A 22,471-nucleotide genomic window follows, 5' to 3' on the forward strand; every position below is an offset into this window, starting at 1 on the left:
ATTATACAATTCTTTTTAAAGCCTTTGTTTTAAGAACAGAGAAAGGTTTTTCTATCACAAACCTGTAGAATACGCCTCCAAGTATACAAGTAAAAAGACATACAATAAGACTTATATTGTCTGATGTCTCAAGTTTAAAATAATCAAATCCTTCCTGTACGAGATGAATAATTCCTTTATGCGAAAGATAAACAGCATAAGATAAAGCTGCCAGCTGAGCAGTAATATAAGATTTTGTCCGATACAGGAAAGATGATGGAGAAACTGCTGCCATCAGAATAAATCCAAAACTTACAGCTACCAACGTAAACCCGAATATGGAAGCTGTTTTTGAAGCCTGTTCATTACATACCCAGAAAGATATTCCCAACAGTACAATTCCCAAAAAGAAAAGTCTGTTTCCATTGGCTTCAACCGTTTTTTTGAACCCTGAAGAATACTGCATCAAATATCCGGTCAAAACACCTATCCCAAGCCCATCAAGCCTCGTATGAGTAGGATAATATATTTTCATATACCATAGTTTCCAGAAATCCGGGGAAGCAGTGTCCGTTCCTATGATAAATTCATTCCATGCGATTACTCTGGCCGTCATAGAAAAGCCTATAACAGCAATTATAAAAACCACAAAATATCTGAACAGTCTTGTGGGGATTAATATTAAAAGCAGCAAAGGAAGAATAAGATAAAACTGTTCTTCGATACACAATGACCATGCATGGGAGAATGTCCCTCTGCTGATCACATCCAGACCATAATTCTGGGTAAAAGTAACAAACTTCCATATGGGAGATAAAGCTTCTCTTTCTCTGAAAAAGGGAAATGTAAAATACAGAAAAACCGTAAAAAAGTAAGCAGGAAAAATCCTGAAAAACCGTTTGATATAAAATGTTTTCAGACTGATTTTTCTGTTGCCCTCATTTTCTTTAAACAGCTGGCTGGAAATCAGAAAACCGCTTAACACAAAAAAAAGATCCACTCCCGTCCATCCGAATCTTCCTATACTGTCAATCCAGCCGGGATGTTTAAATGCCCGGTAATGATACAGCAAAACCAGTATAATAGCAACAGTTCTCAGATGATCCAATCCGTATAGCCTTTCAGAATTTTCTTTCATTATTTTTTTAAGGCAAATATTGATAAATTTCAATCTGTTTTCCAGCATCCGTTTCATATACAGCATTATTTAATTCCGACAGCAAAATTTGCAGTCTGCATTATGAATAGGGTCATCCGCCATTATTTTAAATCATTTGGCATATCTTTTCTCTGATCTGGTTTCAGATTTTATATTTTTGACAGTGATGAAAATCAAATCAGAAAATCAGACCAGACAAACACTCTCTTTCCAGCTGCTCTTCTGGACGGCTCTTTTTGTATTCGGAACGGTAAGAATATATGGTGAATATGATGGTGAAATTTCCAAAGAGATGATCATTTATAATTTTTGCCACTGGATTTTCCAGATTGTGGGTGCCAACTTCATTTATTTTTTTCTGATTCGCTGTTTTTTTGACAGGAAAAAGTATCTTGAATTTTCAGTCTATCTTATTTTATGCCTTTATACAATTTCTGTCATCAACCGTTTTTTTATTGTCTATATAGCTGAACCCCTGTTCACCAGTGAAGACAAAGACAGCTTACTCGATATTTTTACAGATATTCCTTACCTTCTTCTTCACTATACCTTTCCTATTATCAGCGGAGCATTTATCTTTATCTCGGTTATGTTTATTATACGGTATAAGGACGAAAAAGAACATACTGTCCAGCTGCAGAAGGAAAAAACAGAGCTGGAACTCCAATCCCTCAAATCCCAGCTCAATCCACATTTCCTGTTTAATACCCTGAATAATATTTATTCGCTGTCAATAAGCCATTCTGATAAAACTTCCCAATCCATCAGCCAGCTTTCGGATATGCTGGATTATATTTTATACAATGGACAGAAGAAGTGGGTCCGAATTTCCGATGAAATGGATATTATCAAGCATTATATTGCCCTGGAAAAACTAAGGTATCCTGATGAAAGATTAAAAATTACAATGCATATTGCTTTACCCTCAACAAATACTATTCCTCCCCTGCTTTATCTTACTTTGGTTGAGAATACCTTTAAACATGGTGCCGGAAAAAATCCGGAAACAACAGAAATAAAAATTAACCTGAAAACAGATCAGCAGTATTCTGTTTTTTCCATTGAAAATACATTCACAGATCATCTGAAAGATCATGAAAAAGGAATCGGACTGCAAAATATAGAAAGGCAATTACAATATCATTATCAGGGCAATTTCACCTTCCGGGTTTCAAATAAAAACAATATTTTTAAAGTTGAAATAACAACGCCTGCTCATTATGATTAACTGCATCATTGTAGAGGACGAACCTTTGGCTGCGTCATTACTGCAAAACCATATTTCAAAAATCCATGACCTGAAGCTGCTCGGAACAGCTCAAAATGCTATGCAGGCTTATAAATTATTACAAAAACAGACCATCGACCTGATGTTTCTGGATATCCAAATGCCCCATCTGAACGGAATTGATTTTTTAAAATCATTACCTCATAAACCGGGAACTATTTTTACTACAGCTTACCGCGATTTTGCTCTCGAAGGCTTTGAACTGGAAGCGGTAGATTATCTCCTGAAACCAATTACTTTCGAACGCTTTTTCAAAGCTGTGGAAAGGATACTGAGAAATACATCTCCCCACAAAGAAGACTTTATCCTGATCAAAACAGAAGGCATCCATCGGAAACTTTCCCTTTCCGAGATCGTATATTTTGAGAGCCAGGGAAATGACATCAAAGCGGTACTGGCTACCAAAGAAAGTTTTGTTTCAAAAAGTAAAATTACCGATCTGGAAAAAATAGTATCCGGTAAAGGCTTTGTAAGAATACACAGGTCTTTTATCATCAATTCGGCCTTTATCACAGGTTTCAATAATCATGAAGTTCTTGTCAGCAGTCATTATATTCCTGTGGGAAGAAGTTATAAGCAGGAGTATGATGCGTGCATAGCTGCTATTTCCAAAAACAAACTGTTGTAAGCTCATAAAGAATTTAGCATGGAATGCATAGCTATTTTCTGCATTTTGATTGGGAAAACCTTATTTTTAACATTTATTTTAAATTAATTTTTAATTCAACTTTATTTGATTAATTTTCAATCTGTTTTTCAATACATTACATTAAATCAATACTGTACATTTGTGTGAATCTGAAAAAAGCAGCTGTTTAAAAAAAATAAATAATCCAATGATTAACAACCCATTAAACAAACAATACAATCTATAGCAGCAACAGATCATTCCATATGAATATTAAAAAAAAATGTTACTTTTGCTTGAACGAATAAAATTGCGTTTTAGCTTTTTTATTAGTAAGTTTATGTGCACCAATTTATAAAACATTAAAATTCACTCCATGAGAAAAATAATTCTACTTATTACATGTATGTTCGGTATTTCAGTTTTCTCCCAGATTAAAGTGTTGAAAAGTGAAAGTTTGGTGGAAATTGGTAAAGATAATTCCGTTGGTCTGTATAAAAAGGAAGATAAATTTACTGTCAATTACCAGGATCTGAATACCAGTAATCTGAATACGATCCGGTCATTTTCTTTCCAGAATATTAATGGAGATGTTGCCGGATTGTTTAAGCTGATCATGGATGGATTTATCTCTGTTCCTGATGAGAATATTGTACTGGAACTTCCTAATGATATCATCGAGCTTCATTACGAAAAGAACTACGGTCAGCAGACGGTACAGTTTATTCAGGTGATCAACAAAAACAGAAAATATATTGGAAAGTCACAGTTTTTAACACAAAAACAGGTGGAGAAAATTTTTGGCAGAACCAATGGAAAATATGCTTTATATGATAAACCTGCCACTATTATTACTCCCGCTAAAGGAACGGTAAATACAGCCTCTAGTGCAGCACCTGCAACAGGGGGAGCCAAGAAAAAATCAAAAAAATAATGATATTTTATAAATATTGCGAAACTCATTCCAACGAATGAGTTTTTTTATTTTATTTTTGCACAAAGACATTAAACATATGCCGCTTCAGATAATCAATTTAACCAAAAAATTTGGTGAACAGACTGCCCTTGACAACATCAACATTTCTATTGATAAAAACGAAATCATTGGTCTTCTCGGCCCGAACGGTGCCGGAAAATCTACCCTGATGAAATCTATTGTCGGTGCACTGAAAATTGACCAGGGAGAAATCATTTTTAACGGCTTAAATATTTCCGATCATGAGATTGAAAGCAAAAAGAAAATAGGCTTTCTTCCTGAAAACAATCCGCTTTATCTGGAAATGTACGTAAAAGAATACCTTCAGTTTGTTGCCAATATCCATAAGATCCCTGATTCCAGAGTTGATGAGGTCATTGAACTGGTAGGAATTACCCCTGAAAAATCTAAGAAGATCGGACAGCTGTCAAAAGGATATAAACAGCGAGTAGGGCTGGCACAGGCTATTATTCATCAACCAGACTTACTGATTTTAGATGAACCTACGAATGGTCTGGATCCTAATCAGATCATCGAAATCCGTAATGTAGTAAAAGAAATCGGACAACAAAAGACTGTTTTGTTATCCACTCACATCATGCAGGAAGTGGAAGCGCTTTGCTCCAGGGTAATTCTTATTCATAAAGGAAATATTCTTCAGGACTGTCCTATTGATGAGTTCAAAGGTAAATTTGAAAGTCTGGAAGATGCGTTTGCGAGTTATACGCAGAGTTTTGAGGTTAGGCTTGAAGATTAATGATGAAGACAAAATTTACTTTTAAAGCATTGTTAATACCATTACTCTTAATTCTTATTTTATATCTCATTATCTTAATTATTCCTGAAATTTTTATTACAAAAAATTTTAGTACACCTTTATTTCCAAGAATATTTATACCGACTATACTTATCTTTTCGTTTGTATTACTTTTTTTTGGAGAACTAAGAACTAAATGTATCAGTATAACAATAAACCAAAATGATATTTTTGTAAAAAAATTTTTCGGACTTCTAACTAAAACTCATAAAATTTCTGAAATAGAGGGTTGGAAATATAGCCATTTGACAGGCAAAGGAGGAACCTATGAATATCTTTATTTATACAAAGCAGGAACGAAAGTTTTAAAAATATCACAATTCTACCATAAAAATTATTTTAAGGTAAAAAATCACATCCAAAGAAATTTCAAGTATTTGGGCTATGAAAAGCTATCTTATATTGATGAGTTCAAAGAAATATTTAAATAATTTTTTTCATAATCTATTTTTAACCAAAACAAATTATTACTAGGAACTTTATCTTATATTCAGTTCCATTGGGATGCACACTACGCAAATCCAGTTTGATAATTGCAAAAAAAGAATTTCTTAATAAAATAAAGGCTTTCACTTTTAAAAATGAAAGCCTTTATTTTATTATTAAAAATTGACTTGGGATTATTTCACCTTAAGGCTTGGGATTACTATCCGTTTTTGCGTCAATGTCATCTTCCGTTTCTACACTTTTCCTCTGAATCTGTTCCAAAAGCTGAAGTCCCAAAAGTCCGCTTATGCCTCCATTCGCTGAATCTCCGTTACCCCCTATTAATACTTCAGGCATTATTCTTACATTCTGGCTGGCTATATTTTCCATAATTTTCAATTGGGTAAAGTTATTTCCACCCATTGCTTCTACAGATAATTTGTAAGCTTCAGCATTAGACTTACCGATGGCCAATATCTTTTCTGCTTCAGCATTACCTGTTAATGAAATCTGTTCAGCACTTGCTTTTGCCAGCAATTCTATTTTTTCTGCTTCAGCTTTTGCCAAAAGTCTCGTTTTTTCTGCTTCACCTGTTGCCAGAAGTTTCAGTCTGTCTCCTTCCGCATTAGCCTGCAATCTTACAGAATTGGCATCTCCTGTTGCTTTTTTAACGGATGCATCAGCAATTCTTTCCGCAATCACTACCCCCTGATCTGCTTTTACGATTTCCTTCTGCATATCAGCTACTGCCGTCTCCTTTTCCAAAGCCTGACGGGTTTCCTGAGCCAGCATTTCGGTTTCATAAGTAATTTTCTGTTCTTCCGCCAGTTTTCTGTCTGTTAAAGTTTTCATCAGGCTTTCCGGTGGAACAATGGCTCCTATTAAAGTATCAACAGCATTGACGTTGTATTGTTCCAAAACACTGCTGATGTGATCTTTTGCTGATTGCTGTCTTTCTTTTCGGGTTCCCAAAAATGCAATTACATCACTGTCTTGTGCCGAGTTTCTGAAATAGTTACCAATAGTAGGTTCCAAAACCTGGCTTACAAGATTGATCATATTTCCAAAACGGGCAATCACTTTCGGAGCTTCATAAGTGGGAATATGAATGATCTGAGAAACATCCAGATTGAAAGGGAAACCATCTTTACTTCGCACCGTAATCGTTGAAAGATTTTTATCAAGCTGATGAGATTCACTTCTTTCATAAGCCCAGTTCAATACCAGATTGGTGGTAGGAACAAGCTCAACTTTCATAATGTAAGGATTAATTGGATATTTTCCTGGACCAATAGGTTCTGCCCAAACTCCCTTATGCCCCTTCTCTACAATATTTCCATGTTTAAAATCAACTCCGCTTAAATCTTTTCCTTCTTCTCCTACATAGCTGATAATTACTCCAACATGGCCAATCGGAATCTCTGTCATTTTCACCATTTCTACTTTTGTAAACCAGGGATTCAGAAAGTATGATCCTGCAAGAATTACCTGCTCCTGAAGGCCTTTATACCCACCGTTATTCAAAAAAGTATCAACATCCTGAAACTTATTATGATCATTGATAATTTTACCCGCAATCTGACCTTCTTCCAAAGGACTTCCTTCCATTGTTGTGATGATTCCCACTGCATTATCAGGTATCTGAGTCATATCCGTCAGTTCTATCTCAAACAATAATGTATTGATTCTGTAAGATCCCGGTGCTATAATTGCAGTCTGGCGGCCTTTTCTTCCCCCGTTTTTTAAAAAAGCTTCAGCATCCTGAAAAGAATCACAATCTACTTTTCTGCCTAAAATCCTTCCGGTTTCCAGCTCTATACCGTCTTTTGCCAATAAAAGACCTATTTTTCCGGTAGGAATCACGGTGAAAGACTGAAAATCAATAGAATATTGCCATATCCATTTTCCGAAATAAACGCCGGGTGCTAATGTCTGTGCCTGAAAGCCTGCTTCTCCATTAGTTGCAATGATTCTACCTTCCGGAAGTTCCTGCTTACCGACCAGTACGAATTTCTTGGTCACCAAACCGATTTTGTCCTGAGGAACAATGATTAACCCAAAGAAAATTCTCAAAATGAATTTGTAAAAAAGTACGCATAAAAGCGCCATTACGGCCGGAATCATCCAGCCATGAAAACCTAATTCCATAGTTTGTTTTTGTTTTTTAATTAAATTTTAAAACAGGGATTGTGCTCTGATTCTTCAGAATACGAAAAAACAGAGTACGAATTATGTGATAATTCTTTCGAAAAAAATTAAGAAATTACAGGAGGAGATGTATTAAAAATCGTGAAGATGATTTCTGATACTTTTAATAGAAAAAACTTAAAGTTAATTAGTTTCATTTTGATAATAAAGGAACGAGATCCTTTGATGGTACAAATGTACATAAGAAAAGTAATCCGTTGTTTTAGAAACTGACAATATTTTACCAATACAACAATAACAAATTGAAAATCAGTATTATTATTTTCTAAAAACACGCATCCGGCAGTTGTAAAAATCTAATTTTCAGCACGATATATTTATATTCTAAATTAAAAATGGCTTTATATTTGATAGAATCTAAAATGTTAACCAATAACCACTCAATATGATAAAGCATATTTTATTAGGAACCTTGTGCTTCACTCAGTTTTCTTTCGCGTTTGCCAAAGAAGTTCCGAATCTGAAAACAGATCGTTTTATAACCACTTCTGTAACCCAGCAGGTACCCAAAACGGTAATTATTAAAACCAAAAAGTTTAAGGTCAGAATCGACAAACAGCCGAATGGTAAGTACCTTTACCAGTCGTGGAATGCCAATGCAAAGATCACTTCAAAGCCCAGCATGATCATCAGCGACGGAGAGCTGATTCCTGACGGTACAGGAGGAAACTACTATATTAACTTCAATAATGAAGGACACAGCTATCAGATCTGGAGAAATTATCTTACAGACTCTCCGAAAAAAGCCCCTTATACATTGGTTGTAAATGATGCGAATGACCGTGAAATTGTGCGTCAGGACGGATATGTGGTTAAAAATTAAGAGACCTAAAGGCTGAAAGCTGGAGGATAGAAGCTGGAAGTTATATAGCCTGTCTATTCAGATTCACCTTTTATAAAACAGAAATCCTGCATTGCTGCGGGATTTTTTATGTTCCGGATTGTTTTAGTTCTGTAAAAAAACCGCTGGATTCATAACTCTCTTTGGCTGCTTTGTAACCGATATTAAAAATCTCTTCCAACCTGTCTTTTCTACGCTCAAAAGTTCCATAAGATGCGAGCTTCTGTGAAGAAATGAACCAGTCACAATAATCAAATTTTATTCTTTCTATTCTATAGGAAAGAAGGTCATAAGAACGGGAAACAATTGCTTTGATTGAATTCAGATCTTTGATCTTGGCTTCATTGGGTGGAGATACAAATACCCCAATCAGCTTATCACAGTCATCTCTGATGATATCTGCCGGAAAATTGTTCAATACCCCACCATCACAGTACATTTCGTCACCAATGATGTAAGGAGTTGTTATTCCCGGGATGGAACACGACGCAATGATCGCATCAACGATCTCAAAATCTTTGTCAAAAATTTTCTGGGTTCCGGCAACCAGCTCTGTTGCTACAATTTTCACTTCGATGTCCAGATCTCCCAGTTTCATTTCATGAAAAATAGGTTTCAGATAGTTTCTGAAAATCACTGAAGAAACCAACCCTGGCTGATTAAACGTAAAATGTTTCCAGTTGAAAAAATAGACAGAATTGAAAAATTCCAGAATTTCTTCCGGGGTTTTTCCTATCGCATGCAGACATCCTACAATAGATCCTGCGCTGCAGCAGGAAAGGATGTCAACCTCAATGCTTTTTTCCTGTAAGAATTTTATTACGCCTGCGTGAGCGATTCCTTTGGTACCGCCTCCTGATAAAACAAGTCCTACTCTTTCAAAATTCATAGAATAAATGTATGAAAACAGGCTGAAATAATTAAGTTAATTTTTATAAATATGACGATTTTAAAATTATTTTAATAAAAAGCCATTAAAAAATTAGATTCTGCCCCCTTAAGAATAATTAAAGAAATCATTAACAACATATTTAATTTGGAACGATCGGTTTAAATTGTATATTTGCAGTATGCCAAGAAATAAAGAATTTGACTATACAGAAAAGCTGGAATCAGCCCGTAATCTCTTTTGGAAAAAGGGATATCATGCGACTTCTATGCATGATATAGTTGATGCAATGAAGCTGAACAGAAGCAGTATTTATGATACCTACGGCAATAAGCATGACTTATTTTTAAAATGCCTGTCAAATTATGCTGATTTTAAAGAGGAGCAATATTCCCAAGCGTTACAGGCAAAAAATAAAGGTATAAGCGCACTTGAAAATATCATTCGCGATGTTGTTGAACAAACCATAACAGATAATAAGGCTTGTCTTACGGTAAAGACCATTTTTGAAATTGTTCCGGAAGATCAGGAAGTAAGGCAGTTCCTCTTGAAAAGTGGCAAATCCTTACACGCTATTTTAGAAAAAGCAATCGTACAGGCTCAGCAGAATGGTGATCTTAAAAGTGAAAGCCCATCTCCGATTATTGCCCGGTATATCCTGTCTTCTTTCAGCAGTTTTTGGAGTCATTATAACTTGACCCAGAACAAAAAAGAAATGATGGAAATGGTCGATTTTTTAATAGAACAAATCAAAAAATAAATTTTTTTGTCTTATTTTGGAACGATTGGTTTAAAATAAATGAAAAGCAAAATTACAATAATTACGACTCTTTTCGTATTGACAACAAAGATCAATGCTCAACAAAGAGTATCAATAAAACAACAAAAGCATATGAACAATACAGACTTGGCAGCTCTTCGGAAAAACAAAGTGAAAATTTATTTTAAAAAGGTGGATGACGGGCAATTTGACGAGGAATATTTCAACCTCTATACAGAGGATGTAGAAATATATTATCCTAAATTCGGGTTTGAAAAGGGAAAAAATGGAATCAGGAATTTTGGAAAGGTAATGGGTAGTCATCTGCAAAACCTCAGTCATGATATTGATAATTTCAAATATGTAATCTCTGATCATACTATTGTGGTAGAAGGAACAGAAAGTGGAACTACACGATCCGGAAAAAAATGGCCTGATTATAAGATTTCACACGGTAAATTCTGCAATGTATTTGAATTTGAAGGAGAATTTATTAAAAGGGTTCATGTCTATGTAGATCCTGATTTTGCATCTGAAGATACCGACAGGGTACATATTTTCAAAAACTTACTGAAAGATATGGGTGAAAAATATAGAGCATCAACACGAGAAGTTATAGATGAATTCTTTGCTTTACAATTCGGTGAAAAGAAAGGAAATATTTTAGATTTATTTTCGGAAAACGTAGACTGGGACCTCCCTGGAAATAAAGACAAATTTTCATGGGCGGGTAAAAGGCAGACAAAGAAAGAGATAGAAGAGTTTTTTAAAGAATTATACTCAAATGTCAAACCGGAAAAGTTTGAAATTGACTTTATCGCTGTTAATGGCGAGAATGCAACTGTTACCGGGCATCTGTCTTCTAAAATTCTTGCTTACAACAAGGTATTTAAGACCGAGTTTGTCATAATTTTTAAAGTGCTAGATGGTAAGATTGTAAAATATCATTTTATGGAAGACAGTTATAAACTCGATGAAGAAATGCAGTCTACCATTCAATAGGAACTCCATCGGAAGTAATAAACATTAACTAAAAAAGCCGGAGAAACTATCTGTTTCTCCGGCTCTTTATTATTTAATGTCAACCTGATGAATGACGATCAATAATATATTAGATGTGAATCACCTCACCGTAAGCAGCAGCAGCAGCCTCCATAATAGCTTCAGAAACTGTTGGGTGCGGGTGGATAGACTTGATGATTTCGTGACCTGTAGTTTCAAGTTTTCTCGCTACAACAGCTTCAGCAACCATATCAGTTACTCCGTCACCGATCATGTGGCATCCTAACCACTCACCGTATTTGGCATCAAAAATCACTTTGATAAATCCGTCTGTATTTCCGTTTGCAGTAGCTTTACCGCTGGCAGAAAGAGGGAATTTACCTACTTTGATTTCATATCCTTTTTCTTTAGCCTGCTTTTCAGTAAGACCTACAGAAGCTACTTCAGGGTGGCAGTATGTACATCCAGGGATATTGCCATAGTCGATTTTTTCAACGTGCAGACCTTTGATTTTTTCCACACAAGTAATCCCTTCTGCAGAAGCAACGTGAGCCAATGCCTGAGTTGGGATAAGGTCTCCGATCGCATAGTAACCCGGGACTGATGTTTCATACCATTCGTTTACCAATACTCTTCCTTTATCTGTCTGGATTCCCACTTCTTCCAATCCGATGTTCTCAATATTTGCAGCAATACCTACAGCTGATAAAAGGATATCAGCTTCAAGCGTAATATTTCCGTTAGCTGTTTTTACATTAGCTTTTACGCCTTCACCGCTTGTATCAACACTTTCTACAGAAGCGTTTGTCATAATTTCGATTCCTGATTTTTTCAGAGATTTCTCCAAGTGCTTAGAGATTTCTTCATCTTCCACAGGTACGATGTTTGGCATAAATTCAACAATAGTAACCTTCGTTCCCATTGTGTTATAGAAATCAGCAAATTCTACTCCGATTGCTCCAGAACCTACAACGATCATAGATTTTGGCTGCTCAGGAAGAGATAATGCCTGTCTGTATCCGATTACTTTCTTACCATCCTGCGGTAAGTTGGGTAATTCTCTTGAACGAGCTCCCGTAGCGATGATAATATGATTTCCTGAATATTCAGTGACTTTACCATCTTTATCTGTCACAGAAACTTTTTTACCTTTCTGTACTTTTGCAGTACCAAGAATTACGTCAATCTTATTCTTTTTCATCAAGAATTCGATTCCTTTGCTCATTTTATTGGCAACACCACGGCTTCTCTGGATCACATTCGGAAATTCAAAGCTTGCTTCCACTTTATTCAAACCATAATCTTCAGCATGGTTGATATAATGAAAAACCTGAGCAGATTTCAATAAAGCTTTAGTTGGAATACATCCCCAGTTAAGGCAGATTCCTCCTAAATTTTCTTTTTCGATAATTGCGGTTTTGAAACCCAATTGTGCTGCTCTGATCGCAGTAACATATCCACCAGGACCACTTCCAATGACAATAATATCGTAATTCATTACTTTAAAAATTTTTATGCGAATTTAAGGAAAAATATTGGATGTTTCATGTTTCTGCAAATTGATCTTAAAATGCATCTACAAGCCATTTTTATTCAATTTTACACAAAGAAAGAGAACACAAAACGCATTCTCTTTCAATAATTTTTATTTTATACTGAAAACTTTTCAAATTTAAAAAATATAAAAAACTGCTTTTCTCATTTTAATAACTGCAGAGGTTCTGTATTATTTTGCCTGTCTAAGCAATCGTTTCTCAGTCGCATATCTTGCATTTAAAGCTTTCATCTGATCTCTTTTCATTTGTTTAGTGGCTAACGGATGATTAAGGATCAGTTTTTTTTCTGTGTTATATTTTTTGGTAAGCTCCTGCATTTTAATATTTACCAACTCGTTTTTTGAAGGATGTGGTGGAGCCGGCGGATGTTTTTGTGCTGAAACGTTCATTGATAAACCTAGTAACAATACTGTTGAAATTAATAACTTTTTCATAATGTTCATATTTTTGAATGGATTTAATTAATTCATCTTTTTATTAATTAATCCATCATGGTTCGTTATAAATATTACATATATCGTACCAATATTTCTGTTGAAAATAAAACAGGCATCAAAATAAAAAAAATAAATACTGCTGGGACCCTGCTATTTTCATACATTTATTCATCTTTTAAATAAGCACTTATGAAGACTGTGAAAAAAACTCAACTGACCAAAGACAGTATCTGGCTGAAGGAACCTGAAGACCATGATTTTCCTGCAGCACAAGACTATCTGGAACTACTTTTCCAACCCGATGAAGTACAAAAAATGGTTAAAAAATTAAAGGCCGCTCCCACTATCATAAAAAAATCGAAAGATATTTTAAGAGCCAGTAAGCTTTCCCTTCTTCCGGAAACCAATATTCATGTAAAAGAAAACCTGAAAAAAGTGGAGAAAAATAAAAAGCTTTCACCTATACTGCTGGTACGGGGAGAGCATGAACTGATCATTGCAGATGGCTATCACCGCTTATGCTGCAGTTATTATCTTACAGAAGATCTGGAGGTGCCATGCAGGCTTATTTAATAAACTCTGCAAATAACTCCTATCACTAAAAAAGTGATTTATCTAAAAACATTCAAATTATTGTGTTTCAGTAGATTTTTTAGCATTTTTTTTTAATATTTTTGTTAGAAACCAAAATTTAGAAATATGAAAAAATACATCTTGATCCTCTTTTTTGGAGCAGTTCCCTTAACTGCACAAGTAGGTATTAATACTACCACCCCCAACAGTACACTCGCTGTAAATGGTTCATTAAGGGCAGGCTACACTCAGGTCACTGCCACAAACTATTCTATTCTGGCTACTGACCATTACATCACATATAATGGAACAGCCGATGCCACTTTTACACTCCCGGTCATCGGAACCGGTACAACGAGTTTTACAGGGAGAATTTATAAGATTAAAAACATTTCTCCTAATAATATTACGCTTCAGGCATCAAGCGGTAATACCTTAAGGATTGACAACACTCCTGTCTCTTCTTTTGTAATCCCTACCGGCGCTTATGCCGAAGTGGTGAACAACAGCAATACTTCCGGAGGGACATGGGATTTATCTTTTACGGTTCTTCCCAAGCCAAGCAACGTGGAAATTTATGGTACACAGCTCTTCATTCCTCCTCATGCACTTGGAACCGCAGCTCTTGCCGACTGGACCAATCATGCTAATGCAGGCTATGATTCAGGTGCTGCAACAGACAGGTGGTGGATCGTGAGTAAAACATCTGTGGACAGAGCCCAAACAGCTGCTTACTCCAATGCCAGCAGAATGACCCTTGTTTATGAATATCAGGGTACTCCTTTCAATGTTACCAATATGTATCCTATTCTTACTGCAGGAAACAACTCAAGTTTCCCGGATGTATTTACAGCATCCTTTGTGAGTCTTGCCAATAACGGAACTGCTGGGAGAACCCGTCTTACCGTTTCAGTGGCCCGTGTAGACTTTATCGGTACGAACGGTGCCACTACCAATAACAGTAACTGGGCAGGAACATTCTTATTGAACGTTTTACTGGCCAGAAAATACTAGACCATCTCCAGAATATATACAAAAAGAGCAGAAATTTCTGCTCTTTTTATGACTATAAAACTTCAATATTCTGTTTTAAAGGAAGATTTTTTGATGAATTTCCCACCATAATTCTGTACGTTCCTTTTTCTACAATCCATTCCATCTTTTCATTCAGAAACTGCAACTGTTTCACAGGAACTTCGATAGTAACGGATTTTGATTCTCCGGGCTTTAATTCTATTTTCTGAAATCCCTTAAGCTCAATGACCGGCCTTGAAACCGAAGCCAGCAGGTCTTTCACATACAGCTGAACAACTTCACTTCCTGCTTTCGAACCTGTATTTTTCACATTTACTTTAGCAGTAATGGTTTCATTCTCCGAATACTGGCTTTTGTTCAACTGTAAATCAGAGATTTCAAAAGTAGTATAACTTAATCCGAAACCAAAGGGATATAGCGGCTCACCACTCAGGTCGTAATAGTCATTTCCTCTTCCCGTCGGATGATGATTGTAGGTCAATGGCAGCTGCCCCTCTTCCACAGGAAAAGTAAGAGGCAATTTTCCGGATGGATTCTCAGCACCGAAGAGTGTTTTTGCCACTACATTTCCACCTTCTTCTCCCGGATACCAAATATCCATGATCGCTCCAACCTTATCTTTCCATGCTGTTGTTTTTATGGCTGAACCTCCTACCAAAACAACTGCAGTTGGCTTATTTAATTTTGAAACTTCATGAATAAACGCTTCCTGATTTCCCGGCAGGCTTAAAGATGAACGGTCCTGAAATTCTCCTTCATGAATTCCGGCTGTAACAATGATGTAATCTGCATTGTGGGCGAGATTCAAAGCCTCATTAAAATCTTTCTGATAATCATGCAACCCATAATTCCAGATCAGTTCCAGATTGGCTTCACCACGGTTTTCATGAAATTCAATTGTAATGCTGTATTTCTTTCCTTTTATAAAATCTACATCGATCGTTTTTGTGGAATAACTCAGTTTTTCCCATTGGCCAATAACCAGCTTCCCGTCAAGATATAGCCTGAAACCATCATTCCCCCGTAATCCCAGTTGGTATTTACCGGAATCCGGGGCTTCCAATTTTCCGGTCCAGCGGATGCTATATTGATCCGGCTGAAGCTTTTCAGGGTTGGGAGAGTATAAAGTCCATTTGAAATTGAACTGCTCATCCTGCTTTTCAAAAGCAGGATTACCTTTTAAATCAGTGTTGGAAAAATACATTCCTTTTAACCCTTTTTTATTTTCAGACGAGAGATATTTATCAGAAATTGTGGTAAAATCTTTTATATTCCAATCGATACCTTTTGAATAAATGATTTCAATATCTTTATTTTTTACATAATTTTTAAGACCTTCCAGGATATTTACTTTTTTATTGCCCGGTCCTGAATAACCGCCTAACCTTGCATCCACCGCATCTGTTCCCACCATAAGAATCTTTTTTATATTTTCGGGAACAGGAAGTGTATGATTATTGTTCTGAAGCAATACAAAGGATTCTGCAGCTACCTCTTCCGCCAACGGCTTATAATTCAGCTTTTTTAATTCTTCAACTTCTTTAGGTGAGACATAGGGGTTTTCAAACAATCCGAGTTCAAACTTGGCTCTCAGCACTCTTGATACAGCATCATCAATTCTTTCTTTTGAGATTCTGCCATCCAGAAACGGAGGGATAAAGAGCTTATAATGTTTATATTCTGTCTGAAAGATCACGTCAAGCCCTGCATTAATAGCCTGTGCAGATGCATCATCATAATCTTTTGCCGTAAAATGCAGGACATTTGCGCCTCCCACTGCACTTGCATCACTGATTACAAAACCTTTGAAACTCCAGTCTTTTTTTAATTTTTCTGTCAGCAGCCAGTGATTGGCCGTTGAAGGTCTTCCGTCAAGCAGATTGTAGGAAGTCATCACCGCCCGGCTTTTTCCTTTTGTAAATGCAGTATAAAAAGGGATTAAATGAGTCTCTTCCAGATATCTTCTACTCCAGTGAATGGGATAAGAATCTCTTCCTCCTTCGCCTACATTGGCTAAAAAGTGTTTGGGTGTCGTAATAATTCCCATATTTTCAAAGGAACTGATAAAACTGACTCCCATTACAGATGTCAAAAAAGGATCTTCTCCATATGTTTCTTCCGTTCTTCCCCACCTCACATCACTGGCCAGATTCACTACCGGTGTCAGAATCTGGCGGATTCCTCTTAATTTTGATTCTTTTGCAATGGCGGCTGAAACCTGAGCCATCAGTTCCGGATTGAAAGTAGCAGCCAGACCTATTGCCTGTGGAAAAGCGGTAGTACCTTCCCTTACCAACCCATGCAAAGCCTCATCAAAAGGAATAATCGGAATCCCTAACCTCGATTCTTCAACGAAATATTTCTGGATCGCATTGATCTTTTTTACCAGTCTTTCCGCATCTTCACCGGCATTGTATTTCAGTAACTGCCCCGCAGCTCCACCTCCCTGATTTTCGGCACTCACCTGCAATCCAAAAATCCCATGAAAATATTGTCCTTTCGGTACATTATCCAAATCCCCGGGAATCATAAAGCACTGCCAGAATTTTTCTTCGGGCGTCATTCTCTTCAACAGGTCCTGAACCCGGGTTTCAACAGGTTGTTTGGGGTCTTTATATAGAGGCTTCTGAGCGGAAACAGAGATAACACTCAACCATAATGCAGCTCCTGTAAGTTTAAAACGAAACAATCTCATTATTGTATAATTTGAATGACGGTTGCATATTTCAGAGCTTTCCTTTCTTCAGGTAATTTGATTTCCATGATATTTCCTTCTGTTTTTTTCCATTGAATTTTTGATGAAATCCCCAGTACTTTCAAAGATTTAGGTTTAAAATTTTCCGGAACGGAGAAAGTAAGCACTGCCGGGGCCTTATATTCTGACTGTTCATTAAGATGGAAAACATTCACCGTTTTATGGTCTTTACTTTGGGTATAATAGTAGTTTCCTTCGTGATAGGGAGCAATACTTCTGGTTGCAAAAACAGCAGACCCGTTTTTGTCCATCCATCCCGAAATCTGATGTAATCTTTCATAGACAATGGCATCATAATCACCATTAGGTCCGGGAGCAATATTCATCAGGTAATTTCCTCCTCTTGAAATAATTTTAACCAGGGTTTCAATGATCTTTTGAGAAGATTTATAGTGGTCATCCGGAACGTAAGAAAAGGAATCCCCCATAGTGATACAGCTTTCCCAGGGAATGGAAAGAGCTTGTTCCGGAACCGCCTGTTCAGGGGTCACATAGTTTTCCCATTTGCCGGGAACGGTACGGTCGACAATGATAATCCCAGGCTGATTTTTTCTGGCCATACTTCCTATTTTGTCCATGTCAATATCCTGCTCTACTTTGATGGTACGCTGCCATTCTACTTTCGGATCTATGGTGTTGAAAGGACGGACCCAGCCCCCATCCAGCCAAAGAATATCAATTTTTCCGTAATTGGAAGTAATTTCATTTAATTGATTGAATGTAAATTTTTTAAAGCTCTCCCATCTTTCCGGGTATTTCTTGGGATCATAATTGACATTTCTGTCTTTTGGCGGAAAGTAGGACCACCAGTAATCATCGGAATGCCAGTCAGGCTTTGAAAAATAAGCTCCTATTTTAAACCCTTCCTGTCGGAAAGTGTCAAAAATTTCCTTTGTCACATCTGATTTTGGATTTTTTGAAAATGGTGTTTTGGCTGAGGTAATTTTATAATCTGACTGCCGGGTATCAAACATGGCAAAACCATCATGATGCTTGGTGGTAAAAACCACGTATTTCATTCCTGCTTTTTTTACGGCATCAGCCCATTTTTGAGGGTTAAACTGAGTAGGGTTGAAAGTGGTCTGAAGGTTTTCATAATTCTTTACATATTCACAGTAAGATTTCCCATGTTCAGACTTTCTCTGGGTCCAGGATTCGTCTTCAGGACATAAGCTCCAGCTTTCAACAATTCCCCACTGGCTGTAGGTTCCCCAATGCATAAACAGTCCGAATTTCATATCCTGCCATTGGTCCAGGTTCTGAATAACAAGAGGATCTGTGGGTTTCTGATATCCGTCAGACACATTATGAGCCTGTGAAAATACTACTGAACTTATTAAAAAAGAGGAAAGGAAAAAAGGTTTTATTTTGGATATCACCAACATATGGAATAGTTTTCCGCTAATTTAATTATCCTCTGGGAAACCCACAAACATTAGGATCTCAAGAGATTAAGAATTGCTTCATCAAATCCGGGATATGAAAACTGAAATCCGCTTTTCAGGAGTCTCTCAGGATACACATTACGGCTTTTCAGAAGCAGTTCCGTTTCGGTTTTCAGAAAGACAGAGACTATTTCCAGTTGCCACACCGGAGCATTGAGTCCAAAAGGCATTTTCAGTTCTTTTCTCAGTTTTTTCATCATATTTTCATTAGATAGCGAAGCGGGTGCAGTGATATTAAAAGCTCCTGAAATATCTTCATGCTGAATTATCCATTCTATGGCTTTACAGAAATCTTCAATATGAATCCAGCTTACCATCTGATTCCCTCTGCCCTGTTTTCCTCCTAGCCCCAGCTTTGTAAGCATTTTTAGCTTAGGAAATGCTCCACCATTATTGCCCAGAACAATGGATGTGCGAAGGGCAACTTTCCGTATTCCTTCATTTTGAACTGCAAAGAATTCTTTCTCCCAGCTTTTGCAGATATTCATTGAAAAGTCATCTCCGATAATCCCGTTTTGCTCCGTGTTCAGGTGTTGTTCAGAATGAATATAAATAGTTGCAGAGCTCGCATTCAACCATATTTTGGGTTTTTCAGAACATTCATCTACCGCTTTCTGTAATATTCTTGTACTGTCAATTCTTGAGGAGTAGATTTCTTTTTTATTTTTCTCATGATACCGGCAATCCACAGATTTCCCTGTAAGATTAATCAGTACATCTGCTTTTTCCAAACTGCTTTTCCATTCACCTATGGTTTGGGCATCCCAATAGATTTCGTTTTTACGCACAGGTTTGCGGGTGAGGATGCAGACCTGATTTCCTTTTTCTGTAAAGTATTTTTCTAAGTTTTCGCCAAGAAACCCGGTTCCTCCGGCTATGATTATTTTCATTGTTTTAAAGTTTAAGTTTCGGGGTAAGATTTAAGGTTTTAACCGTAGATTTTCACAGATGGCTGTAGCTGATATTTCATTTTATTTTAACAATTTTAAAAAAAAATCAAATATTTTTAAAAACTCATGTGAACTTTATTTAATGCAATGATATCATCTTCATTTACTTAAGTATCTAAAAAGCTTTTGCGGCATTTGTGGTTAGTTTTTTCCCGCAGATGTAACAGATTTTCACAGATGATTGAGGATAGGGCTCTTTTCCTCAATGGATTATTAGCTGATATATTTCTTGGTTTTGACTTGAATTTCTGAGCCATCGGCAAGCATTACAGAAACAGGCTGCTGATGATTCAAACCTTCAAAATCATTTCCGTAGATCTTTTGAAAATCAATTTTCAGTTGATAGTCATTTACGGTGTAGCTATTCCATTTCGGGTGGCATACTTCATATTCTGAAGTGGTATTTTCTTTTTTTGTAAAGCCAAAATAATGCTCTGTGATAAACGCAAATTCTGAATTTTCTTCCATCGGTTTAGCTCTGTTCTCAGCCATAATCTGAATAGAATACCAGCTTTTATCTTTCCATGAGTACCGGATCAGCAGTTCGTCTTCTTTTTCATGGATGAGGTTCTTCATAGGCATCGTGTGATAATTTTCTTTATAAATGGTATTCGCAACAAAACTTAGTGCAGGTTTGGGAACGATTTCCTTAATAAAAACCACACCTCTTTTCCATACTCCTTTTTCTTTTTTCTTTACATAAAATCTCAGGTTTACTTCTTCAAAATTGCGGTGAAAAGGAATGGACACCCCCAACAGGGTAGTATTTAAAAACATAAATCCCACAAGACTTACATAGCATTTGCTATTATAAAAATCGAGCTCTGTACCTTTGGGCAGGTATGGTAATAAAATATCGGGATTAATTTCGTAATTGATGATGGCCAGCTTTCTCCATTCTGCTTTTAAAAAGTTCATAACTGTATGTTTTTAGGTTAAAAAACTGCAATCCCGTCACGGGTAGAAGATTCTGCAAAGGTTTTGATCATTTCATTTCTTTTGATCAGAAAGCTTGTAAGATAGCCCTTGAGAAAAATGGCATTGAATAATTCTCCAATGATGCCTAGCGGAGATTCGAACTGAAAAATATCGGTCATCAATGTTTTCCCGTTTACAGATTTAAAAATATGTCTGTGACGCATAGATCTGAAAGCTCCTTTCTGCATGACATCAACGAATTGAAACGGCTTTTCCATGCTGACAATTTTTGTAGTGAGGTTTTGATAAACGCCCAGATGTTTTGCTCTCCATGTTACCGTTTCATTTTCTTCAATCAGTCCCGAAGTACGTCCTGCAATGGCTTTTTCATGTGATTTTGATGTTGACTGCTGATGCAGATCAATATTTCTTGCCACATCAAAAACATAGTGAATGTCTGCATTAATTACAGTATTTAAATAGATGGTTGACATTTTTTTTAAGATTTTAAATTTTAATGTTTGTAAGAATAATGATCATCAACGCTATTATTCTGAACAATATCCATGAGATGGTAGGAAGAAGATTCAGCTTTAGTATTCTGCATCTTCTCAGGTGTTCCAGAAACATAACCAAGACTACAGCTCCAAAGTATATCAGATAAAAGACAGGGTGAAAATCGGTCATCAGAGCAGGAATTAACAGTAAAGTCCCGATTAAAGAAACGGTCATCATATTTCCGAGATAATCCCAGATTTTATCTTTGAGATAGCTTTTTAAAAAGAGGCTCTGCCAAGCGATCTGACCGAGGCAAACAGCAAATTCTCTCGAGAAATTTCGTTCTAAATTAAAATCCAGCTTCAAGGAAAATTCACTTAAGATATATGCCGAAAAAATAACAACAAAACTGATGTATGCTATTCTATATTTCAGGTTAAAATCCGGAACACAAGATTGTTCTGTATAATCTTTTGAGGAAGGAATAATCTGTTTTCTATTATAAGAAACGAAGGAATACAATTTTTGAAAAAACCAATAGAGAGGTCCTTTTCGAGCAATTTTTGCCAACAATGGAAAAGAGTTTCCAATGATGACAAGCAGACTGTCTAATCCGTAAACGACTTCATTTTTGTTGTGATCTACCAAAGCAATTTCATTTTTCGCCCGGTTGAAGTCTATTAAGATCTTATTTCTCATTGAGATTTCCGTAAATGCTTCCCTTCCGTCTTCGTCCAGCATTCCGCATTTTATGAAACCTTTGGAATAGAAATTACACATCGGACATTCATTGTCGTATATCAGGGTCTGGTTTTTGAGTGTTTTCATCGTAATTATTTATAAGGTTCATAACTGTTGTAACAATCATATACATAAAGGATGGCCATTATAGGCGTATAAAACAAAGCCAGAATCAGGAAGACACCCATGAGAGCCATTGTAAATTCAGTATAGATTTTTTGGTCAATCAAAAGCAGACATATCCAGACAGGCATGATGGTTAATCCATATACTCTGAACTCAGATGTTTGTTTTAGTTTTAAAAATAGCCTGATCAGATAACTTATCAATTGCACTCCTCCAACCACATAATAGAATTCTATAAATTTCCAGTCTTTATAATGCATCACAGCACCCACAATACTGATTATTAGAATAATCAATTGGATAAAGTAATCGTATTTCGTAAATGTTTTCATGGTAGTTATTATTTAAAGTGATCCTTTTCGTCTGAAATAAATAATCAGGAATAAGTGAATGATTAAATTTTTCATAATTATGGTTTGTTTTATATTTTCAGTAATTTTTGAAATATGGATTCAAATAAAAAA

General features: G+C 36.3%; 22 protein-coding genes. 10 read left to right on the forward strand and 12 right to left on the reverse strand.

The features are described from left to right. Position 1: 1 nt before the first annotated feature. Entirely contained in the window at positions 2-1,117 is a 1,116-nt protein-coding gene (locus AC3FI7_RS08770; RefSeq protein ID WP_491461868.1) for an acyltransferase family protein, read from the reverse strand. Between the two features lie 187 nt (positions 1,118-1,304). Between AC3FI7_RS08770 and AC3FI7_RS08775 the strand changes: the two genes are divergently transcribed. The 5 genes from AC3FI7_RS08775 (at position 1,305) to AC3FI7_RS08795 (ending at position 5,278) form a co-directional block, all read left to right on the forward strand. Next, the gene (locus tag AC3FI7_RS08775) at positions 1,305-2,366 is read left to right on the forward strand and encodes a sensor histidine kinase (RefSeq protein WP_228451329.1); all 1,062 of its coding nucleotides are present in this window, start codon (positions 1,305-1,307) and stop codon (positions 2,364-2,366) included. Then, positions 2,359-3,054, forward strand: a complete 696-nt coding sequence (locus tag AC3FI7_RS08780) for a LytR/AlgR family response regulator transcription factor (RefSeq protein ID WP_491461869.1) — start codon at positions 2,359-2,361, stop codon at positions 3,052-3,054. Before AC3FI7_RS08775 ends, AC3FI7_RS08780 begins: the two co-directional genes overlap by 8 nt. Positions 3,055-3,430: 376 nt before the next feature. Then, the gene (locus AC3FI7_RS08785) at positions 3,431-3,988 is read left to right on the forward strand and encodes a hypothetical protein (protein ID WP_343659041.1); all 558 of its coding nucleotides are present in this window, start codon (positions 3,431-3,433) and stop codon (positions 3,986-3,988) included. Between the two features lie 79 nt (positions 3,989-4,067). Continuing rightward, positions 4,068-4,787: an ABC transporter ATP-binding protein gene (locus AC3FI7_RS08790; protein ID WP_491461870.1), complete on the forward strand. Its 720-nt coding sequence runs from the start codon at positions 4,068-4,070 to the stop codon at positions 4,785-4,787. Continuing rightward, entirely contained in the window at positions 4,787-5,278 is a 492-nt protein-coding gene (locus AC3FI7_RS08795) for a hypothetical protein (RefSeq protein WP_142726228.1), read from the forward strand. Before AC3FI7_RS08790 ends, AC3FI7_RS08795 begins: the two co-directional genes overlap by 1 nt. A gap of 199 nt (positions 5,279-5,477) precedes the next feature. Here AC3FI7_RS08795 and AC3FI7_RS08800 read toward each other — a convergent pair whose 3' ends face one another. Next, positions 5,478-7,421, reverse strand: a complete 1,944-nt coding sequence (locus tag AC3FI7_RS08800) for an SPFH domain-containing protein (protein WP_491461871.1) — start codon at positions 7,419-7,421, stop codon at positions 5,478-5,480. Between the two features lie 445 nt (positions 7,422-7,866). Here AC3FI7_RS08800 and AC3FI7_RS08805 point away from each other — a divergent pair, with 445 nt between their 5' ends. After that, positions 7,867-8,304, forward strand: coding sequence for a hypothetical protein (locus AC3FI7_RS08805; RefSeq protein ID WP_343659045.1), 438 nt, complete (start codon positions 7,867-7,869; stop codon positions 8,302-8,304). A 106-nt stretch (positions 8,305-8,410) separates the two neighbouring features. Here AC3FI7_RS08805 and AC3FI7_RS08810 read toward each other — a convergent pair whose 3' ends face one another. After that, positions 8,411-9,211 carry a patatin-like phospholipase family protein gene (locus AC3FI7_RS08810; protein WP_142726225.1) on the reverse strand — a complete coding sequence of 267 codons (801 nt, stop codon included), beginning with the start codon at positions 9,209-9,211 and terminating at the stop codon, positions 8,411-8,413. 181 nt (positions 9,212-9,392) lie between these two features. Between AC3FI7_RS08810 and AC3FI7_RS08815 the strand changes: the two genes are divergently transcribed. Both AC3FI7_RS08815 and AC3FI7_RS08820 read left to right on the forward strand, forming a co-directional pair. After that, positions 9,393-9,971: a TetR/AcrR family transcriptional regulator gene (locus AC3FI7_RS08815; protein WP_491461872.1), complete on the forward strand. Its 579-nt coding sequence runs from the start codon at positions 9,393-9,395 to the stop codon at positions 9,969-9,971. A gap of 39 nt (positions 9,972-10,010) precedes the next feature. Further along, positions 10,011-10,973, forward strand: coding sequence for a nuclear transport factor 2 family protein (locus AC3FI7_RS08820; RefSeq protein WP_491461873.1), 963 nt, complete (start codon positions 10,011-10,013; stop codon positions 10,971-10,973). 109 nt (positions 10,974-11,082) lie between these two features. Here the strand turns inward: AC3FI7_RS08820 and lpdA are convergent, their stop codons facing one another. Beyond that, positions 11,083-12,471, reverse strand: coding sequence for a dihydrolipoyl dehydrogenase (gene lpdA / locus AC3FI7_RS08825; RefSeq protein WP_142726222.1), 1,389 nt, complete (start codon positions 12,469-12,471; stop codon positions 11,083-11,085). A 228-nt stretch (positions 12,472-12,699) separates the two neighbouring features. Then, positions 12,700-12,963: a hypothetical protein gene (locus AC3FI7_RS08830; protein ID WP_228451328.1), complete on the reverse strand. Its 264-nt coding sequence runs from the start codon at positions 12,961-12,963 to the stop codon at positions 12,700-12,702. A gap of 192 nt (positions 12,964-13,155) precedes the next feature. Here AC3FI7_RS08830 and AC3FI7_RS08835 point away from each other — a divergent pair, with 192 nt between their 5' ends. Beyond that, positions 13,156-13,539: a hypothetical protein gene (locus AC3FI7_RS08835; protein WP_142726220.1), complete on the forward strand. Its 384-nt coding sequence runs from the start codon at positions 13,156-13,158 to the stop codon at positions 13,537-13,539. Between the two features lie 126 nt (positions 13,540-13,665). Further along, a complete protein-coding gene (locus tag AC3FI7_RS08840) occupies positions 13,666-14,553 on the forward strand; it encodes a hypothetical protein (RefSeq protein ID WP_142726219.1) in 888 nt (295 codons plus the stop codon). 52 nt (positions 14,554-14,605) lie between these two features. Here the strand turns inward: AC3FI7_RS08840 and AC3FI7_RS08845 are convergent, their stop codons facing one another. The 7 genes from AC3FI7_RS08845 to AC3FI7_RS08875 all read right to left on the reverse strand — a co-directional run bounded on the left by AC3FI7_RS08845 (position 14,606) and on the right by AC3FI7_RS08875 (position 22,339). Then, a complete protein-coding gene (locus AC3FI7_RS08845; protein ID WP_491461874.1) occupies positions 14,606-17,269 on the reverse strand; it encodes a beta-glucosidase in 2,664 nt (887 codons plus the stop codon). Further along, entirely contained in the window at positions 17,269-18,714 is a 1,446-nt protein-coding gene (locus tag AC3FI7_RS08850; RefSeq protein WP_343659051.1) for an alpha-L-fucosidase, read from the reverse strand. Before AC3FI7_RS08850 ends, AC3FI7_RS08845 begins: the two co-directional genes overlap by 1 nt. Positions 18,715-18,764: 50 nt before the next feature. Then, positions 18,765-19,664, reverse strand: a complete 900-nt coding sequence (locus AC3FI7_RS08855) for a TIGR01777 family oxidoreductase (protein WP_142726216.1) — start codon at positions 19,662-19,664, stop codon at positions 18,765-18,767. 273 nt (positions 19,665-19,937) lie between these two features. Beyond that, positions 19,938-20,642: a YqjF family protein gene (locus tag AC3FI7_RS08860; protein ID WP_142726215.1), complete on the reverse strand. Its 705-nt coding sequence runs from the start codon at positions 20,640-20,642 to the stop codon at positions 19,938-19,940. Positions 20,643-20,659: 17 nt separating this feature from the next. Then, positions 20,660-21,136 (reverse strand): SRPBCC family protein, encoded by a 477-nt coding sequence (locus AC3FI7_RS08865; RefSeq protein WP_142726214.1) that lies wholly within the window; start codon positions 21,134-21,136, stop codon positions 20,660-20,662. Between the two features lie 13 nt (positions 21,137-21,149). Further along, a complete protein-coding gene (locus AC3FI7_RS08870) occupies positions 21,150-21,968 on the reverse strand; it encodes a DCC1-like thiol-disulfide oxidoreductase family protein (RefSeq protein ID WP_142726213.1) in 819 nt (272 codons plus the stop codon). A gap of 5 nt (positions 21,969-21,973) precedes the next feature. Next, complete coding sequence (locus AC3FI7_RS08875) at positions 21,974-22,339, reverse strand: hypothetical protein (protein ID WP_142726212.1); 366 nt, start codon at positions 22,337-22,339, stop codon at positions 21,974-21,976. Between the last annotated feature and the right edge of the window lie 132 nt (positions 22,340-22,471).

Source organism: Chryseobacterium sp. TQ-BC-N36, from assembly GCF_058382295.1.

What these genes read in the sequence shown, in the direction of transcription:
- AC3FI7_RS08770 (WP_491461868.1), bottom strand. Translation starts at nt 1,117, where the DNA reads ATGAAAGAAAATTCTGAAAGGCTATACGGATTGGATCATCTGAGAACT.
- AC3FI7_RS08775 (WP_228451329.1), top strand. Translation starts at nt 1,305, where the DNA reads ATGAAAATCAAATCAGAAAATCAGACCAGACAAACACTCTCTTTCCAG.
- AC3FI7_RS08780 (WP_491461869.1), top strand. Translation starts at nt 2,359, where the DNA reads ATGATTAACTGCATCATTGTAGAGGACGAACCTTTGGCTGCGTCATTA.
- AC3FI7_RS08785 (WP_343659041.1), top strand. Translation starts at nt 3,431, where the DNA reads ATGAGAAAAATAATTCTACTTATTACATGTATGTTCGGTATTTCAGTT.
- AC3FI7_RS08790 (WP_491461870.1), top strand. Translation starts at nt 4,068, where the DNA reads ATGCCGCTTCAGATAATCAATTTAACCAAAAAATTTGGTGAACAGACT.
- AC3FI7_RS08795 (WP_142726228.1), top strand. Translation starts at nt 4,787, where the DNA reads ATGATGAAGACAAAATTTACTTTTAAAGCATTGTTAATACCATTACTC.
- AC3FI7_RS08800 (WP_491461871.1), bottom strand. Translation starts at nt 7,421, where the DNA reads ATGGAATTAGGTTTTCATGGCTGGATGATTCCGGCCGTAATGGCGCTT.
- AC3FI7_RS08805 (WP_343659045.1), top strand. Translation starts at nt 7,867, where the DNA reads ATGATAAAGCATATTTTATTAGGAACCTTGTGCTTCACTCAGTTTTCT.
- AC3FI7_RS08810 (WP_142726225.1), bottom strand. Translation starts at nt 9,211, where the DNA reads ATGAATTTTGAAAGAGTAGGACTTGTTTTATCAGGAGGCGGTACCAAA.
- AC3FI7_RS08815 (WP_491461872.1), top strand. Translation starts at nt 9,393, where the DNA reads ATGCCAAGAAATAAAGAATTTGACTATACAGAAAAGCTGGAATCAGCC.
- AC3FI7_RS08820 (WP_491461873.1), top strand. Translation starts at nt 10,011, where the DNA reads ATGAAAAGCAAAATTACAATAATTACGACTCTTTTCGTATTGACAACA.
- lpdA (WP_142726222.1), bottom strand. Translation starts at nt 12,471, where the DNA reads ATGAATTACGATATTATTGTCATTGGAAGTGGTCCTGGTGGATATGTT.
- AC3FI7_RS08830 (WP_228451328.1), bottom strand. Translation starts at nt 12,963, where the DNA reads ATGAAAAAGTTATTAATTTCAACAGTATTGTTACTAGGTTTATCAATG.
- AC3FI7_RS08835 (WP_142726220.1), top strand. Translation starts at nt 13,156, where the DNA reads ATGAAGACTGTGAAAAAAACTCAACTGACCAAAGACAGTATCTGGCTG.
- AC3FI7_RS08840 (WP_142726219.1), top strand. Translation starts at nt 13,666, where the DNA reads ATGAAAAAATACATCTTGATCCTCTTTTTTGGAGCAGTTCCCTTAACT.
- AC3FI7_RS08845 (WP_491461874.1), bottom strand. Translation starts at nt 17,269, where the DNA reads ATGAGATTGTTTCGTTTTAAACTTACAGGAGCTGCATTATGGTTGAGT.
- AC3FI7_RS08850 (WP_343659051.1), bottom strand. Translation starts at nt 18,714, where the DNA reads ATGTTGGTGATATCCAAAATAAAACCTTTTTTCCTTTCCTCTTTTTTA.
- AC3FI7_RS08855 (WP_142726216.1), bottom strand. Translation starts at nt 19,664, where the DNA reads ATGAAAATAATCATAGCCGGAGGAACCGGGTTTCTTGGCGAAAACTTA.
- AC3FI7_RS08860 (WP_142726215.1), bottom strand. Translation starts at nt 20,642, where the DNA reads ATGAACTTTTTAAAAGCAGAATGGAGAAAGCTGGCCATCATCAATTAC.
- AC3FI7_RS08865 (WP_142726214.1), bottom strand. Translation starts at nt 21,136, where the DNA reads ATGTCAACCATCTATTTAAATACTGTAATTAATGCAGACATTCACTAT.
- AC3FI7_RS08870 (WP_142726213.1), bottom strand. Translation starts at nt 21,968, where the DNA reads ATGAAAACACTCAAAAACCAGACCCTGATATACGACAATGAATGTCCG.
- AC3FI7_RS08875 (WP_142726212.1), bottom strand. Translation starts at nt 22,339, where the DNA reads ATGAAAACATTTACGAAATACGATTACTTTATCCAATTGATTATTCTA.